Source organism: Zafaria cholistanensis, from assembly GCF_008580665.1.
Classification (GTDB): domain Bacteria; phylum Actinomycetota; class Actinomycetes; order Actinomycetales; family Micrococcaceae; genus Zafaria; species Zafaria cholistanensis.
The window spans coordinates 13,431-29,055 of record NZ_BKDJ01000015.1 but is presented as its reverse complement, the minus strand read 5'-3'; the positions used below and the strand labels follow the sequence as shown (position 1 = coordinate 29,055).

General features: G+C 64.3%; 13 protein-coding genes and 2 pseudogenes. 3 read left to right on the top strand and 12 right to left on the bottom strand.

The features are described from left to right. Positions 1 to 149 precede the first annotated feature (149 nt). The 7 genes and pseudogenes from prfB to NCCP_RS12465 all read right to left on the bottom strand — a co-directional run bounded on the left by prfB (position 150) and on the right by NCCP_RS12465 (position 6,123). Positions 150 to 1,271, bottom strand: coding sequence for a peptide chain release factor 2 (gene prfB / locus NCCP_RS12495; RefSeq protein WP_149957622.1), 1,122 nt, complete (start codon positions 1,269 to 1,271; stop codon positions 150 to 152). Positions 1,272 to 1,371: 100 nt separating this feature from the next. Then, positions 1,372 to 1,914 (bottom strand): hypothetical protein, encoded by a 543-nt coding sequence (locus tag NCCP_RS12490; protein ID WP_149957621.1) that lies wholly within the window; start codon positions 1,912 to 1,914, stop codon positions 1,372 to 1,374. Beyond that, complete coding sequence (locus NCCP_RS12485) at positions 1,911 to 2,396, bottom strand: hypothetical protein (protein ID WP_149957620.1); 486 nt, start codon at positions 2,394 to 2,396, stop codon at positions 1,911 to 1,913. Before NCCP_RS12485 ends, NCCP_RS12490 begins: the two co-directional genes overlap by 4 nt. Beyond that, positions 2,389 to 2,736 carry a TadE family protein gene (locus tag NCCP_RS12480; RefSeq protein ID WP_263970143.1) on the bottom strand — a complete coding sequence of 116 codons (348 nt, stop codon included), beginning with the start codon at positions 2,734 to 2,736 and terminating at the stop codon, positions 2,389 to 2,391. Before NCCP_RS12480 ends, NCCP_RS12485 begins: the two co-directional genes overlap by 8 nt. Before the next feature lie 87 nt (positions 2,737 to 2,823). Further along, positions 2,824 to 3,060, bottom strand: coding sequence for a hypothetical protein (locus NCCP_RS12475; RefSeq protein ID WP_149957619.1), 237 nt, complete (start codon positions 3,058 to 3,060; stop codon positions 2,824 to 2,826). A gap of 96 nt (positions 3,061 to 3,156) precedes the next feature. Beyond that, positions 3,157 to 3,357: pseudogene (locus tag NCCP_RS12470) on the bottom strand (type II secretion system F family protein); the annotation flags it as partial. Between the two features lie 120 nt (positions 3,358 to 3,477). After that, on the bottom strand, positions 3,478 to 6,123 hold the full coding sequence (locus NCCP_RS12465; protein WP_149957618.1) for an N-6 DNA methylase: 2,646 nt from the start codon (positions 6,121 to 6,123) through the stop codon (positions 3,478 to 3,480). Between the two features lie 178 nt (positions 6,124 to 6,301). On the opposite strand from NCCP_RS12465, the gene NCCP_RS12460 reads away from it, so the two are divergent. The 3 genes from NCCP_RS12460 (at position 6,302) to NCCP_RS12450 (ending at position 10,240) form a co-directional block, all read left to right on the top strand. Next, positions 6,302 to 7,915: a recombinase family protein gene (locus NCCP_RS12460; protein ID WP_172627396.1), complete on the top strand. Its 1,614-nt coding sequence runs from the start codon at positions 6,302 to 6,304 to the stop codon at positions 7,913 to 7,915. A 523-nt stretch (positions 7,916 to 8,438) separates the two neighbouring features. Then, entirely contained in the window at positions 8,439 to 9,224 is a 786-nt protein-coding gene (locus NCCP_RS12455) for a hypothetical protein (RefSeq protein ID WP_149957616.1), read from the top strand. 353 nt (positions 9,225 to 9,577) lie between these two features. Next, positions 9,578 to 10,240 (top strand): recombinase family protein, encoded by a 663-nt coding sequence (locus NCCP_RS12450; protein WP_149957615.1) that lies wholly within the window; start codon positions 9,578 to 9,580, stop codon positions 10,238 to 10,240. A 655-nt stretch (positions 10,241 to 10,895) separates the two neighbouring features. Here the strand turns inward: NCCP_RS12450 and NCCP_RS12445 are convergent. The 5 genes and pseudogenes from NCCP_RS12445 to NCCP_RS12420 form a co-directional block, all read right to left on the bottom strand. Then, the gene (locus NCCP_RS12445) at positions 10,896 to 11,273 is read right to left on the bottom strand and encodes a hypothetical protein (protein ID WP_149957614.1); all 378 of its coding nucleotides are present in this window, start codon (positions 11,271 to 11,273) and stop codon (positions 10,896 to 10,898) included. 436 nt (positions 11,274 to 11,709) lie between these two features. Then, positions 11,710 to 12,077: pseudogene (locus NCCP_RS15610) on the bottom strand (TIGR02391 family protein). A gap of 534 nt (positions 12,078 to 12,611) precedes the next feature. Further along, positions 12,612 to 13,370 (bottom strand): type II secretion system F family protein, encoded by a 759-nt coding sequence (locus NCCP_RS12430; protein WP_149957611.1) that lies wholly within the window; start codon positions 13,368 to 13,370, stop codon positions 12,612 to 12,614. Further along, a complete protein-coding gene (locus NCCP_RS12425) occupies positions 13,367 to 14,218 on the bottom strand; it encodes a type II secretion system F family protein (RefSeq protein WP_149957610.1) in 852 nt (283 codons plus the stop codon). The genes NCCP_RS12430 and NCCP_RS12425 overlap by 4 nt, the downstream gene beginning before the upstream one ends. Continuing rightward, a complete protein-coding gene (locus NCCP_RS12420; RefSeq protein ID WP_149957609.1) occupies positions 14,215 to 15,441 on the bottom strand; it encodes a TadA family conjugal transfer-associated ATPase in 1,227 nt (408 codons plus the stop codon). Before NCCP_RS12420 ends, NCCP_RS12425 begins: the two co-directional genes overlap by 4 nt. Between the last annotated feature and the right edge of the window lie 184 nt (positions 15,442 to 15,625).

Here is a 15,625-nt window from a genome sequence, read left to right as displayed (position 1 = left end):
GCCGGGAAAGGCGGTGCCGCAAAGGACGGGCCGGGAAAGGCGGTGCCGCAAAGGACGGGCCGGGGATGCTGCCGTCGGATGTTGCCGCGGTCCGGTCCCTGGAGGGGGGCTGCCTGGAGGGGCGCTGCCCGGGGCTTCGCGCCGCGCGGCTATTCGGCGGCGGCGGCGACGCGCGCGTTGGCGCGCCAGCGGATGCCCGCGTCGATGAAGTCGTCGATTTCCCCATCCAGCACCGCGGAGGTGTTGCCGACCTCGTGCTCGGTACGCAGGTCCTTGACCATCTGGTACGGGTTGAGCACGTAGGAACGCATCTGGTCGCCCCAGGACGCCTTCACGTCACCGGCCAGGGCCTTCTTCTGAGCGTCCTCCTGCTCCTTCTTCAGCAGCAGCAGCCGGGACTGGAGCACGCGCAGCGCCGCAGCGCGGTTCTGCAGCTGCGACTTCTCGTTCTGCATGGACACGACGATCCCGGTGGGGATGTGCGTCAGGCGCACGGCCGAGTCCGTGGTGTTCACGGACTGCCCGCCCGGGCCCGAGGAGCGGAAGACGTCCACGCGGATCTCGTTGTCCGGGATCTCGATCGAGTCCGTCTGTTCGATCAGCGGGATGACCTCGACGGCGGCGAAGGAGGTCTGCCGGCGGCCCTGGTTGTCGAAGGGGCTGATGCGCACCAGGCGGTGCGTGCCGGCCTCGACGGACAGGGTGCCGTAGGCGTAGGGCGCGTTCACCTCGAACGTTGCGGACTTCAGCCCCGCCTCTTCGGCGTAGGAAGTGTCCATGACCTTGGTTGGGTAGCCGTGGCGCTCGGCCCAGCGCAGGTACATGCGCATGAGCATCTCGGCGAAGTCGGCGGCGTCGACGCCCCCGGCGCCGGCGCGAATGGTGACCACCGCGTCGCGGGAGTCGTACTCGCCGGAAAGCAGGGTCACGACCTCCAGTTCGGCCAGCGACTTGCGTACGGAGGCGAGCTCCTTTTCGGCCTCGGCGAGGGAGTCGGCGTCGTCCTCCTCGGCGGCGAGCTCGACGAGGACCTCGAGGTCGTCGATGCGGGACGCGAGCTTTTCGAGGCGCTCGAGGGCGGACTGGCGGTGGGACAGCTTGGAGGTGACCACCTGCGCCGAGGCGGGGTCATCCCAAAGGTCAGGGGCGCCGGCCTGTTCGGAGAGTTCGGCGATGTCCGCACGGATCTTGGCGACGTCGGAAACTTCCTCGATGGAGGCGTACGTGTTGCGGAGGGCGCGGATTTCCGCGGCGAAGTCAGTTGCAGCCATGGTCCTTCCAGCGTACGGCATGCCACCGGCCGATCGCGTGGGACCGGCCGGTGCGGCGGCACCGGCGCATGGGGCGGGCCTTAGCGGGTGAGGGCGGGTTTCAGCGCGTGAGGATGGTGCGGGCGCTGCTCTCGACGGAGATCGGGATGCCTGCGGGCACGAACCAGCCGACGATGGGCGGGCGCACGGTGGCGCCCAACCGGATGCGGGCGGTGGTTCCGGCGGGATCCGCCCCGGCGGTCAGGACGGCAAACCCGTCGAACCGCTCAGGCGCCCCGACGTCCCGCGCATACTCCAGCGCGGCCGCCCGGACGGCGGTGTCGGTCAGCACCAGCCCGACGCTCCCGTTCACCGGACCGGACGCCCCGGACCGGCCCTGCGTCCCCTCCTGGCCCGGCATCCCCTCTTGGCCCTGGCTGCCGGCTGGACCCTGCCTTTCAACTGGACCCTGAGCCACGGTGTACCGGTCCGCGGCCGCGGTGGCGGCCCCGTCGGCCACGCTGAGCAGCCGCCGCGCCTCGGTGGTCACGGCCGTCGCGGCAAGGGTCGCGCTGACGGCAAGCAGGGCAATGGAGACGTAGCCGGCGGCCAGGACCAGGATCCGGCCATCCTCCCCCGAGATCCGCCCGGCCGCGCGTCTCATCCGAACCGCTCCACCCGGTGGGTGGCCGAGGCGGACGCGCGGCCGACGTCGGCCCCCGCCCCGGCCGGAAGCAGCGGCAGGGCAACGGAGACGGTCACGGTGACCGTCACCCGCGAGCCAGGGTGCAGGCAGGGGCCGGAGCATCGGACGGAGACGTCCTCGCTGCCGGCCGGCAACCCCATGTTTCGCACCGCCCGGGCCGCGGCATCCACGGCCGCGGCACGGGCACGGGGCTCGGTGTCGGCCGCGACGAAGACCTTGGCCGCATGGTCCGCCGCACCCACCGCGGCGAACGCTGCCGCCTGCAGTTGCGAGACGGCGAGGATCGCGTACACCACCGGGACCAGCAGCAGCACTCCCAGGAAGACGAACTCCACGACGGCCGAACCAGCTTCCGCGCCGCAGCCTTTCCCGTCCCCGCACTGCATGCGCCGGATCCGCCGGCGCGCCGGCATGATCGCCGGAACCGGAGTGTCAGCCATAGCGCACCGCCTCGGCCTGCACCCCAAGTTCCCCGGCCACCGGCAGGTAGCCCACGAGCGGGAAACCGGTGCGCACCGTGATGCGCAGGCCCTCACGGCCTCCAATCGTGGTGGCTTCGTGGCCGACCTCGCAGCGAAAAGAGGGCCCCAGCGCCGAGGTGACCAGCTGCCGGGCCCGTTCGGCACCATCCGCCGGGCTGCGGTCGGCAAGGGTCCCATGGCGGGCGCCCGTGGCTGCCGCATCCAGCAGCGTGTTCCGGACGTGCAGGACCAGTGCCAACTGGAAGACCGAGAGAAAGACGGCCGTGAGCAGGGCCGAGACCATAATGAACTCTGCCACGGCGGAGCCGGCCTGGTGCCGGGCGCCGGATCCGCCGCGGCGTTCAGGCCCCGGGCCGCCCCCGGGGCGGGGCATCGCCGCCACGGGCTACCCCAGGCCCGCGACCCGGGTAATGGCCTGGTCGAACAGCGCCTCGAGGCGTGGCCCGGCCACCGCCAGCAGGGCGGCCACGAGGACTGCGGACATCAGGGTGATCATCACCCACCCGGGTACGTCCCCGCGCTGGTCCCGACGCAGCCGTGCCAAGACGCCGGTCAGGAAAGCAGCCGCTGCCAGGCGGGCCCCTAGTCCGAGCCTCTTCCAGTCCTTGATGTGCTCCCTCATGGTGCTCCCCTTCTCTGCCTGGTACCTGTGGTGTGCAAGATCCGTGGTGGTGCGGGCCGGTCAGCGGCACTGGTTCAGCGGCGGCGACCGGCTCTTTCAGTAGTTGAGGTCGATCAGCGACAGACCTGGATAGACGGCGAAGACGATCGTGAGCGGAAGGATTCCAAAAACCACCGGGACCATCATTCCGATCTCCTTGCGGCCGGCGGTCTCCATGAGTTCGCGCTTGGCGCTGTCCCGGACATCCTGGGCCTGAGCCCGCAGAACCTGCGCGAGTGGGGTTCCGCGCTCGGTGGAACGTGTTCCATAGTTACCGTTGAAAGGGTCAGAAGCAGCCTTAGCCAGAAAAAGACAGCGCCCCGTCGCGGGAGAGTCCGAGGCCGGGGCGCAGTCTATTGTGCGAAGAAACGGGAGGGGCTAAAAATCCGGAGAAACATCCGAATGCAGGTCGTTGGCCTGTTTCCTCAGGGAAGCGGCCTCCTTGCGACCTTCCAAATACCGCGAGCCAAGTTGCTTGCGCTCTTCATCCGTATGCAACGGTACTCGCAGCTTCGGCAAGTCATCCCGGTGAAGCCGCAAACGGCTCGGCGTCGCTCCTCGTGCCTTGGCGCGCGCCTGGGTGATGAAAGTTTCCGACTTGACCAGGTACAACAAATACTCGGAAGGAATACCTTCCTTAGGTCGAAGAACATGAAATTCGTTGGAGCAGTAAACCTGGCCTACGTTTTCATCAAGCAGCACGGACTTCCGGTTAGCCATACTCGGCCCCAAGCGAGCAAAGAGCACGTCGCCACCTTTAGCAATATTTTTGCTGCCTTGCAGTCGAGGTCCCGCAACCTTCTCTATCTCCTCAGCACGGATAAGAAAGTCATCATTGCCCAATTCGGCAACACTGACGTACGGGAATGTCTCGGTTTTAAACTTCTGAAGCGACCTTGTTTCACGGGCGACCGTCAGATAATTGCCGATCTCTACATAGTCGTCGTCGGTGTCAATCAATCCCGCCTTAAAGTCCCAGCGGAATTGAATTTTTTCTGCGGTGGTCAGATACGCCCGCTCTTTGGCGACGCCTAGCTCTTGTAGGCCTGATTTGTATGTATTCCAAGCACGGATAATTTCCTGACGGTCCTGGCCGTTCGTTGGTCGACCAGTCGCATCGTAACCGATGTCTGAAACGTCAGCCATGAATACGGTGTAATCGTCCTTAGCCACTTCGTCAGTGTTCAACTTTCGAAGAATCAGGACACTTGTTTTAGTCATGGTCCCATAGGGGCCAAAAGTTTCGAGAGGAAGGCTTATGACCGCTTGAATTTGTGCCTGGCTCATAATCCAGCTACGCGCAAATTGGGCGTTGGAATTTGTGATAATACCGTCAGGCAGAACGATAGCCAAAGTGCCACCAGGCTTCAGAAAACTGAGAGAGCGCTCAATGGCAATATACTCCAGCGGCAACGACTTCTTCTTGGCTCCTAGTGAGAATCGTCCGAGGATATCGCCAATCTCACCTTGCATGATCGAGCCAAATGGTGGATTGGTCAGGACCTTGGAAAATACTTGAGGAGAATCGTTTTCGCTGCCGCCTAGAGCTACAAGATCTGGGTAATTATCAAAGCTCAGGAATGCATCGGTATTCCGGATGTTAGTATGTCCGTCATCGTGAAGAAGCATATCTGTCATCGCGATTCGTACCATACGGTCGCTTTTCTCAACACCGTGTAGCCGATTGAACCTGAAGTCGTAACGGCTATAATCATCGAGTTCATGGCCGTGCTTTGTTTCGACGTGCTCGATGCACTGAGACAAGAAATGACCCGAGCCGCAGAATGGATCGAGAATTAGGTCATTCGCGTTAGGGTCAACCATTTCAATGATGAGGCTGACGACCTCATGCGGGGTAAAGAATTGGCCCATACCCGCGCGAATTGCGGCGCCCAGGACCTTTTGAAAAGCTCGTCCTTTAATGTCCGTCTTTGAGTCGAGGAATGAATAGTTTTGGAGCTTTTCAATCACCCTGAAGAGTGCATTCGATGACAAGCGGATTTGACCCTTGAAGACACCGCGAGATCGTTCATATCCGATAATCTTTTGGGCATTAGAATTCATATCCGCATCGCGAGCTTCAGCGTAGAGGTCACGAACTACCGACGCCGCTTCCTCCGTGTTTGATGCTCCGTATGCTTGGAACCGGAAGGGCGTTCCGTCTGGCTTCTGGCAGGTCAGCCGCTCATCGTACATTTTTGCGAAGATGAGCTTGCTAAGTTCATCGAGCGCTTCATCGTCATGCAATCCGTCGACATCACGGATAACGCTGTGGCACTCAAATAGAATATGTTCAAGCTTTGCTGTAATCGGATCTAGGCCAGTCTTCCGTCCAGCTTTCATATCTTCTGGGCGAATTTCGCGAATGAGAACGTGACGTTGCTTTGCAGTAGTTCCGAAACCGGGAATATCCGGGATCAGATTAAAATCATTTGGGTCAATCTTTTTTTCTAAGACTCGTGTATCAAGACCATTAGTTACCAACCCGATAGTAGCCGTATGTGTAGCTGCCAGGTAGGACTCCAGCTGACCTTGCTTCTCATCGAACTCCCGACCTTTGACGGACGCGTTCGCCGTCTCGATGTACAGGTACGTCTTGTGTCCCGAGTTCTTAATGGAGATGTCTGCCTGTTTTGACCCAACGCCCATCTTGACGGCTTCTTCGATGATGATACGTTCGCCCAACCACTCCTTCGGGTAGTTGTAGGTTTCCACCAGCTCACGCAGCATCCACTGACGGACGTATTCTTCGATGGTTCGTTCATCCGCGAGCGGGTTAGCCAATGCACGTCGAGTTGCCTCGATCACGTCAGGGTGATCTCGAAACATCCACTGAGCGGGTTCGATGCGGTAGTAAGGGCGTAGTTTCATGGTCTCCGAGTTCCAGAAGTGAGCGTGCTGAGCTCCTAACAGCATATGTTGCGGACCGGACAGGATAGGGGCGAAAGCATTTGGCCGCGTCTTCACGCCTGTGGCATTGGCCTCGGCAGGCTTGAGCTTAATGGTGGTAGGTGCCGCAGTCACGGGCTCGGGGAGGACGTCGTCAGCGGGGCGTGGGTCCTCGGCGAAAACCTGGGCGCGGACGGCGGCCTCGATGCGGGGCAGCTGGTCGGCCTCGGGCAGGGCCAGCCAGTCGGCGTGCGAGTGCGGGCCCAGAGGACGGCAGGAGTGGTGCGCTCATTGGGATACGTACGATAGTCACATGTCACGCCGAGCCATTACCTACGCGCGCCAGTCCAAGCAACGCGAGGACGAGTCCCAAGGGTCGCCGGAGGCCCAGCGACGCCAAACGCGCGCCCTAATCCAAGCTCGAGACTGGACATTCGCAGGTCACTATGAGGACCTTGGCGCGTCCGGCTACAACCCCAAGGTTGCCCGCCCCGGCCTCGACGCCGCGCTCGCCGCCGTGGCCCGCCGGGAGGCTGACGTTCTCGTCGTCTATCGCCTCGACCGCCTAACCCGGCAGGGCGTCGCCGAGGCCCTCCGTATCGTCGGCGTGCTCCGCGAGCATAACGCGGCCCTAGTGTCTGCAGAGGAGCCGTTCCTAGACACGTCCACCGCTATGGGAACCGGTATTTTCGGCCTGTTCGCGGCGCTCGCCGAACAGGAAAGCGAAAACATATCTGCACGCTCGCGCAGCGCTAAGGCCACCCTCCGGGCTGTCGGGTCGCACGCTGGAGGACGCCCGCCGTTCGGCTTCTCCGCCGAACGCGTCGTCAACGGCACGCTAACCGTCCGCCGCCTTGTCCCGGAGCCTACCGAGGCCGCCGTCGTCCGCGAGGCCGTCAAGCGGGTCCTGAGCGGCGAAAGCGTCCTTTCCTTGGCTCGCGAACTGAACGCCCGCAATCTCCGCCCCCGGTCCGGTGCTGAGTGGACTACCTCGACCCTCACACGCATCCTCCGGGCGCCCCAACTGGCCGGATATATGCCTGCCCACCGTGCAGGCCGGAACGTTGAGGTTCCCCGTGACTCACGCGGGCGGCTCATGCTGGAAAGAGACGACAACGGCGCTCCGCTTCGGCCATGGAAGGCACTGATCGACCCCGCAGACTGGCACCGGCTACAGGACATCTTGGAGGCCCGCCCAGTCACGCGCGGCACCGCGAAAGAGCCATCTCTCCTCGGCGGGACGTCGCTAATGGTGTGCTCGCTGTGCGGAGGCGGCATGGGCGCTGCCCGGCGCCGCAACATACCCACAGGCGGGGCTTACCGCTGTATGCGCCACAAGCGCGGCGGAGGGTGCACAGGAACTAGTGTTTCCATGTTTCATGCGGAGGACTACGTCGCCCGCGCCGTCTTTTCGCGGCTCGCGGCGCTGGACCCGCAGGACCCGGACGACCTCGATTTCCTCCTGACCGCTACTGAACGGTTCGCCGCCCGTACCGAGGACGGCAAGGTCGCTGCCGAGCGCGCGACGCTCCAGGCATCCATCGACTCGACACGCTCGGCGCTTGAACGCCTCGACGACGATCGCGCCGCAGGGATCTTTGACGGAGAGACCGGCACCGCTCGCTACCGGCGACAGGTTGCGACCCTAACGGCCCGCCTAGAGGTGGCGCACAAGGCCCTGACGGCGCTTCCGGCCTCCTCGGCGAACCTGGCCCCGTGGCTGGACTCGCTCTCCTACAGCGATAGCGGACCCATCGGCCCCGGGTCGGCGTGGGACGCGTGGGACGTCGGCGAGCGACGCGAGTTCCTCCGGATGGCCCTCGACCGCATCGAGGTATTGTCCCCGATCCGCCCACACGCGGGAGGCAACACCCCATTCAGAGGCGAGGAACGCCTCCGGCTGGTTTGGGCGGGAAGCAACGGCTAGGCACCACGGGACCTGCCGGCGTCCTGACGCCGAGAGGCAGGCTTAGACGGCGAGCGCGGGCCGCCTGCCCCGCGACAGCATCAAGGAGGCCTGCGCCGGGAAGAGACAGCGGGCCGCTCTCCTGCGCCGCTGTGATCGTTTGCACACTCCCCGCCTTGGACACTTTGGTCCACGCTGGCCCTCTCCTCTCCCGTCCCCGGAGAGCGTTAGCGCCGCCCGCGCACTTCTAGACCGGTTACACGCCTAGAGACGCCGAGGAGAGGCTGTCGCCACCTCCTCAAGGTGAATAGTTCGCGTCGAGTGGTGCGTGCCATTTAGTTCTATTTCTTTTCTAAGAAGCTCTCTCTCTTGAAGAAAAAACAGAGCACAACGGCACGCACCACCAAACGCCAACTATTCACCCTCCCCAACGTGACGCCCCGCTCGGCGCCCATCCGCGAGTACCGCCCACAAGGGCGGCACCGCCACCACCTCGGCGCCGTGGGCTGAACTGCCACCACTTCACCTAGAAAGTTCACCTTCCATGTTCAATGCTTCCCAACTGACCCCTGCCCACGTCGACGCCCTCCTTTCCCCGCGCAATGGCGGCACGATCCGAGGCGAGGACGCCATCGCACCCGGCGCCGTCGCCAACGTCATCCAGGCGCACCTCGCCGCCAATGGCTACCGCGAATACGTCGACTACGAGGGCAACGGCCACGTCTACCGCGTGATCGCCGAGGAGACCGTCAAGGTCCCATGGCGCGAGTTTGTGGCCGACGTCTCCGGCGCCCTCATGGCCCTCTTGGAGGCCGTCCTCGCCACCGCGCCGACTGGCGCCCGTGCCCGCCGTGCCACCGGCACCCGCGCGGTGCTGACCTCCGCCGAGCGTGGCGCTACCACCTACCTTCGTGCTGTGGCCCGCGACGTGCGGGAGCGTCTCCCGGAACTCTCCGAGGAGGAGCACAAGGCCGCCGAGGACGCCGCACGCGAGGCCCGCAAGGCGGCACGCTCGGTCGTCGTCGAGGATCCGGCCGCCGTCCGCGTGGCCCGCTCCTCCCGCGAGGCGAACCGCCGCGACGAGGACAAGGCCCAGGTCCGCGACCTCCTCGGTAAGTGGGCCGCCGGTCTCCCGTCCGGCCGCCACGTTATCGGCGACGTGTGGGCCGCGTGGAGGCGTGCCATCGAGGCGCCGCGTACGTACCAAAAGCTCAGGGAGCAGAAGCACGGCGCCCTCCGCGTCGGCCGTACCGCGTTCTATGCGCTCCTGGAGGAGACTGGCAACGTCGTCAACGGCGGTGCCCGCAAGCGTTACCTCGTGGTCCCGTGACCTGAACGGCCTGCGTCGTTTGCGGCAAACCTGCGCCCCGGCCCCGCCCACGCGCCACACCAGGGCTCCTCTTGGGCCTCCGGAGGCCTGCGCCGTGCTGGCCCCCACAAGGTCGGGAGGCGGTCGCCTGCGGCCCTGCGACGGCGGCAGCGCCGGGCACCCCCTGGGGGAGGACTCCCCCCGCCCCCTTCTCCCAACCCCGAAGCGGCATAGCATCTCTCTCCGCGCGCGGGTCTGGGGGAACGCGTCAGCACGTCGCTGGACGACGGCCCGCCGGGCACCGTCGGCGTCGATTCGGCCCCGTCGGCGTCCCCTCGCGTACACCAAACGGTCCATTGGTATACGTTTGCGCCATGAGCACCGCCCGAACCGCCATCGTTTACGCCCGAGTCTCTACCGAGGAGCAGGCCGCCAACGGCGCCAGCTTGGACGCGCAGGCGGAGGTGCTCGCCAGCGTCGCCAGGGCGCGCGGGTGGGACGTCGTCGTCATGAAGGAACAGGCATCCGGCAAGGCCATGACGCGCAAGGCGCGTCCCATCCTGAATGACGCGCTCGAGATGCTCGCCGCTGGCGCCGCACACTACCTACTGGCCGTGCGTATTGACCGCATCAGCCGTACCGTGGAGGACTTTTCGGCGCTCATGGGCCGCGCTCGGCGCGAGGGATGGGCCATGGTGCTTAGCGAGATGGACCTAGACACCACCACCTCGCAGGGCGAGTTCATGGCTAACGTGCAAATCAGCGTGGCACAGTATGAGCGGCGCCTCATCGGCGATCGCACCCGTGAGGGGCTGGCCCAGCGCAAGCGCGAGGGCGTGAAGCTGGGGAGGCGCCCCCAGCTTCCCCTCCTCGTCGTCAAGCAGATCAAGGCTATGAAGCGCGACGGGGCATCCCTGCGGGGAATCGCCGACACGCTTAACGGCGAGGGCGTAGCCACAGCGCAGGGCGGCGCTAGGTGGCATGCGTCCACCGTAAAAAAGATCCTTGACTCGGAAGCGTGGGCTCACGTTCGCTGACACGCGGCCCCATCCCGACGACGTCTCATGTGCCGCTACCGACGAACGCGCTTCCAGGTACGCCCCCAGCGCTAGCCGAGGTCGCTGAGGGGCCGCCTACGCCCGCCTCCCGTCCGCACTGTCCCTATTGATTTCTTGATACCACAGGCGCTCCATAGGGCTGCAGAGCAGCACCCGGGGGCTCGGAGCGGAGCGTTAGGCATGTGACCCGGCCATGCATACAAATAACGCCAGTTGCAGGGAAGGCCTGCCTCTCCCGTGCCCTCGCGGAAACTAAAGAGCTCGGGACTTTGGCCGACTAAAGTTTCTGCCAGTAGCATGAGCGTTCAAGTATGAGGCATGTATTAGGGGGAAGCAATGGCCGGTAGTCGGACCTGTTCATGGTGTGGGATTCCAGGCCACGACATTAGGACTTGCGCCGTTAGCCAGAACGCGGGAACGTGCAGCGTTTGCGGCTATCACGGACACGACAAGCGAAATTGCCCCTACAAGTAGGCAGTTTGCTAACGGAATCGCAAGCACGTAAGTCCGCGCTTCCGCTGTCCTGATGCCGATCTCGCTCGCTAGGTTAATCACGATGACTTTTACCCCCTCGCCTTCCCCTGCCCCCGCTGCGCCACCGTTTGGAATGGAGTTAGGGACCGCCGGCGAGTGGTTAGGTGGGATTGCCACCCTTTTCGCTGTCGTCATATCCCTCGCTCTTGCGTGGCATAGCAACAGGCAGGCGGAGAAGGACCGCCGCGCCGCTCAAGAGGACCGGGAGCAGGCTCGGGCCGAACGCGTTGAGTTTCAGCGACAGCAAGAGGAGGAGGAGGCCAGCCGCAAACGTCGGCTGGCAGGCCAAGTCACCCTTGTCTCGCGCGTGTCCCACGAAGACTATGGTCGCCGTCGTATTTACGAGGTTCATAACGGCTCCGAGGAGCCAATTTTCAAGATCAGCGTTGCCGAACTCTGGCCCGCCGAGGACGGCACGACGAAGCCCTATAAGGTGTGCCGTTTTGAAGTTATTGAAGCCCGAGGCTCTCGCATCCATGAAGGTAGGCTTCGTGATCTTTACGACCGCGCCGCTCCCCCCAAGATCCCATCTGGCTCCCGTTTGCTCCTGTTCAATGACGGTACGGGCACCCGGTGGATCCGACTCGAAAGTGGCGAGCTACGAGAGCCGGGCCCAAATGACATCTACCTCTTCGAATCAGCGTGGGACGCATAGATCTTGGATTTACGCCGCATCCCGCATCTGGGCCCCATAAGTGCGCTCTCGGCCCCGGAGCAGCCCGGGCCAGGCCCTTCTGTCGTTAGCGTCCTCGGCAGGCTCGGTGATGACCGTCTATAGCCTCCCCTGAAAACACCGGTACGACCCTGACCGCAGTCATCGACGTCGAGTGGCCCGTCCGACCCGTGCGTTCCTGCGTCCTCCTATGACGCGGCGCTGGAACTTTCCACATAGCCCAAGGGGTCCCCTGTTAGCTCTACGCCGCTACGGGTGACTTAACTGAACACTCCTCGACCCATCGGGCACTCACAGAAAAGACGGACAGCAATTCCAGCGCCTCATGCTGTTCGAAATCTGTACCGCCGTGGTGAGCCAGTGGGTTACGTATGGCCATGAAAGCACCGCGCGAAAAGTTAACTGCCCGTCCTGCCGCGTGATCCAGCTTTGGCTGGCCCTGTCGCCCGGGAACCTGAGACGTGGCGTCTTCTCCGTGGATGGCTTCATCGAGAACGACCTTGCGCACAGGTTGGAGTCGCTTATGTCGCGACGACCTACCTTATTTTGAAGCTCTGCGTTGACCATATTGGCCGCCGTCTCCACCGCGTCCGCGTAATGGCCACTCATCCAAAGGGACTGGGGCGCCGCGCCAAACCCAAGGATGCAGTCGGTCGGCCCTTAGCCTCGGCGATTCGGGCTGTAGGTTCTCCGCTATTTCTGCCGCGTACAGCAACTGGCCGCGAAGTAGATGAGCACGCGAAATAAGAACGTCGCGGCTAGTGCCGGAACCCCATCGCCAATCATCAAACAGATATTCCGCAATAGCGGTAACAGGGGCCTTTAGCAGGTCAATCTGCCGCTCCGCTAGTCGGATCCGTTCACCATCCTTGGCCGCGCGCAAGAGGTAACTCCTCGATGCCGATATCCAACTCATTCAGCTTTTCTAGCGCCCAGTCCACGTTCATAGTCAAACCCCAGGCGACTCCTAGAACCTCCAATGCGCCTAGGCGCAAGGGATCGCCATCCTGCCAAGCCGTCCAGACCACAGCAACCCTGCCGAGTGGATCGTGTCCGTCTGCGCGACCGACCCGGCTCAGCTGTCCGGTCGTCGCCAACCGCTTACTCCCTTTCCGTCTTATCCCAACACACCGACGTTTCCCATCAAACCCGCTCAGTGGCCACCGTGATGGCCTCGATGAAACGGGTCATAACCGGAAAGTCCATCCGGTGGGCAAGGTTCCCCAGGGCTTGGACCAGCGGCGTGCCGGCGCGGACCTCGGCAAGGGCGGCCATGAATTCGTCGGCAAGGTCCCCGCGCGACGTCTTGCAGACGCGTTCTATCGCTCCGACGGTAGAGTCGCCCGCTCCGACCGCCAAGGCCATCAGTTCGGCAATGCTGGGGAACTGGCCCAGGATTCGACGGCGCCGCCGCACAATTTGTTCCCCGAGGTACCACTCGCGCAGCACGAATCCGCCCACCGCCGAACCGGCCAGCAGGACCAGTGAAAACAACCCGTTAAAGGTGCCCGCCGCGGCTGATAACGCCACGAAGGCCCCCGCCAGCAGAAACGCCGACCCCGACCACAGAAGCTGGGAGGCGCGGAAGTCGGCGACCCCCAGGCACAGGCCCGCTTTGGCCAGCCGGTCCTCCAGGGACCCGCTTACAGGATTGAGGCGGTTCGCCCAGGCCACCAAATCGGTCAGCAGGGGACGCAACAGACGCCCCAGCGGACCGAACGGGGTCCCCGAAGGGTCTTGGGCCGCCAGAAGGCGGGAGGCTGGCCGGCCCGACCGCAGTTGCGGAGCCACCCGCTCGGCGAACGGAACCCGGCGCATCGCCGGCAGCCCGGTAAAAACCAGCCAGAGGCCCATCCCCAGCAGAAAACCCGACCCTGTGGCCCATGCCTGCCATCCGGTCATTTGGCGATCCGTTCTTCCGGGGGAAGGGTGCCGATCCGCCGCATTGCCTGGTAGCAGATCACCGATATGCCAAACCCGATGCCCAGCACCAGCGCCCCGCCAGGGGTCGAGTATGCCCTGACCGCTTGGGGCTGTCCGGCCAGCAACAGCAGGATGGCCCACGGTGCGGCAACCGCAAGGCGGGCCGCATTGACGGTCCACGACTGCCTGGCTGCCAGTTCGCCGCGGGTTCGTGCACTGTCCCGCAGGAATCCTGCCAGGGTCCCCAGCATGTCGCCAAGGTCCGCTCCCCCGACCTCTCGCGTGATCCGCAGCGCGGTGACAATCTTGTCCGCAACCGGATCCGCCAGGCGGATGCGCAACGCCTCCACCGATTCGTCGAAGCGGACGGTGGCCCGGTAGTCGCGCGCAAAGTCCGCAAACGCCGGACGCAACTGTTCGGGCCCTTGGGAAGCGAGTTGGCCAAGGGCCTCCGGCAGGGTGAGGCCCGCGCGGATTGCGGAGCGCAAATGGTCCACGACGTCCGGCCATTGCCCCCGCAGCGCTGCTTCACGCCGGGCCGCCCTCCAGCGCAGGATTGCGAAGGGAGCCGCGGCACCGAACAACCCGAAGGCCAAGGCGATCACCGGACCTTGGGTGAGGACCAGGACCACCAGAAAAAAGAGCACGGCGCTCGACACAGTGGCGGAAAGGAACCCTCCGGGGGCCATCCTGTCCATGCCTGCCCGGAGCAGCAGGGTCTCTATACGGCTGGGCCCGCGTACCCGGGATTGCCGCGGTTCCGCCCACAGGGACCACCAGATAAGAAAGGTTCCCAACCCCAGCCCAAGCCCCAGCACCAGGCTCACGACGTGAACTCCATCAGGTCCGCGACGTCGATGCCTGCCCGCTCAAGCTTGTGGTGGGACAGGTCAGCGGAGGGCATGAGCGCCAAGTCCCCACCCCGGCGACCGAAGACGCTGGACGTCTCGATCACCCCGTTCTCCACTCTCCGCCCCAAGGCAAGTATCTCCGCGACGCGCCTCCGCCCCGATGGCGTGCGCTCGCAATGGACCACAAGGTCAATGCACGCGGCCACGGTCGGCAGCACAAACTGGCTTGAGATATTTTCCCCGGCCAGCAGCGGCAGGGTGCATATCTTGGTCACCGCGTCGTGCGCACTGTTCGCGTGGATGGTGCACAGGCCAGGCAGGCCGCTGTTCAACGCAATGAGCATGTCCAGGCTTTCCGCCTCGCGCACCTCGCCGATCACCAACCGGTCCGGGCGCATCCGCAGCGCTTCCTTGACCAGCCGGCGCATGCCGATTTCGCCTTCGCCCTCAAGGTTCGGCTGGCGGCACTGCAACCCCACAACATCGCGCAAGGGGATCTTCAGTTCAAAAACCTCTTCCACCGTGACCACGCGCTCGCGGCTGCCGATCGCCGAGGACAGGCAATTGAGGAGGGTGGTCTTGCCGGCTTGGGTGGCGCCGGAAACCAGGACGTTCAGCCCTGCCGCGACTGCCAGTTCCAGGTAGCTGGCCGCGTGGCGGCTCAACGAGCCCAACTCCACCAAGTGGTCCAGCCGCGATGCCCGGGCAATGAACTTGCGGATGTTTACCGCCCACTCGCTGCGGGTGATATCGGGAATCACAACATGCAGCCGCGACCCGTCAGGCAGGGCCGCATCGACGAATGGGGAGGAGAGGTCCAACCGCCGGCCCGACGAGGCAAGCATTCGTTCCACGAGCGTCCGGACCTGCTCCGCCTCCAGTCGAATCGGCGTCAGTTCCGACGTTCCGCCCCGGGAGCAGTAGACCTCGGAGGGGGAATTAATCCAGATTTCCTCCACCGTCGGGTCATCAAGCAGGGGCTGCAGGGGGCCCAGGCCCGCGACCGCGTCAAAGACCCGGCTCATCGCTTCATCCAGCGGTCCGAGCGGCGGTAATGATCCAAGCATTGAACGCTCGTCGTAGTCCCTCACTGCCGCCTCGACAATGCGCCGCATTTCCGCGGTCTGGCGGACAGGATCAAGCCCACGCCTGCGGACCAGTTCCCGAACCTCGCCCTCGACGATGCCAACGCCGTCCATAGGTCGTCTCCCCCACGGTGCGGAACCCGGCCGCCCCCAGCCCGTCGCATCCGTAGCCCCAGACACTACCCAGATGACATGCGATTACACAATCACCACCCCAGCCCTGTGGACAACGGAGGGGCCATCCACACCGTGGGCCCGGGGCGCTCCCGTCCCGCGGCCGCAGGGCTACCGTCGGATC

Coding starts and splice junctions, on each gene's coding strand:
- prfB (WP_149957622.1), bottom strand. CDS start 1,271: ATGGCTGCAACTGACTTCGCCGCGGAAATCCGCGCCCTCCGCAACACG.
- NCCP_RS12490 (WP_149957621.1), bottom strand. CDS start 1,914: ATGAGACGCGCGGCCGGGCGGATCTCGGGGGAGGATGGCCGGATCCTG.
- NCCP_RS12485 (WP_149957620.1), bottom strand. CDS start 2,396: ATGGCTGACACTCCGGTTCCGGCGATCATGCCGGCGCGCCGGCGGATC.
- NCCP_RS12475 (WP_149957619.1), bottom strand. CDS start 3,060: ATGAGGGAGCACATCAAGGACTGGAAGAGGCTCGGACTAGGGGCCCGC.
- NCCP_RS12460 (WP_172627396.1), top strand. CDS start 6,302: ATGTCACGCCGAGCCATTACCTACGCGCGCCAGTCCAAGCAACGCGAG.
- NCCP_RS12455 (WP_149957616.1), top strand. CDS start 8,439: ATGTTCAATGCTTCCCAACTGACCCCTGCCCACGTCGACGCCCTCCTT.
- NCCP_RS12450 (WP_149957615.1), top strand. CDS start 9,578: ATGAGCACCGCCCGAACCGCCATCGTTTACGCCCGAGTCTCTACCGAG.
- NCCP_RS12445 (WP_149957614.1), bottom strand. CDS start 11,273: ATGGATGCGAGAGCCTCGGGCTTCAATAACTTCAAAACGGCACACCTT.
- NCCP_RS12430 (WP_149957611.1), bottom strand. CDS start 13,370: ATGACCGGATGGCAGGCATGGGCCACAGGGTCGGGTTTTCTGCTGGGG.
- NCCP_RS12420 (WP_149957609.1), bottom strand. CDS start 15,441: ATGGACGGCGTTGGCATCGTCGAGGGCGAGGTTCGGGAACTGGTCCGC.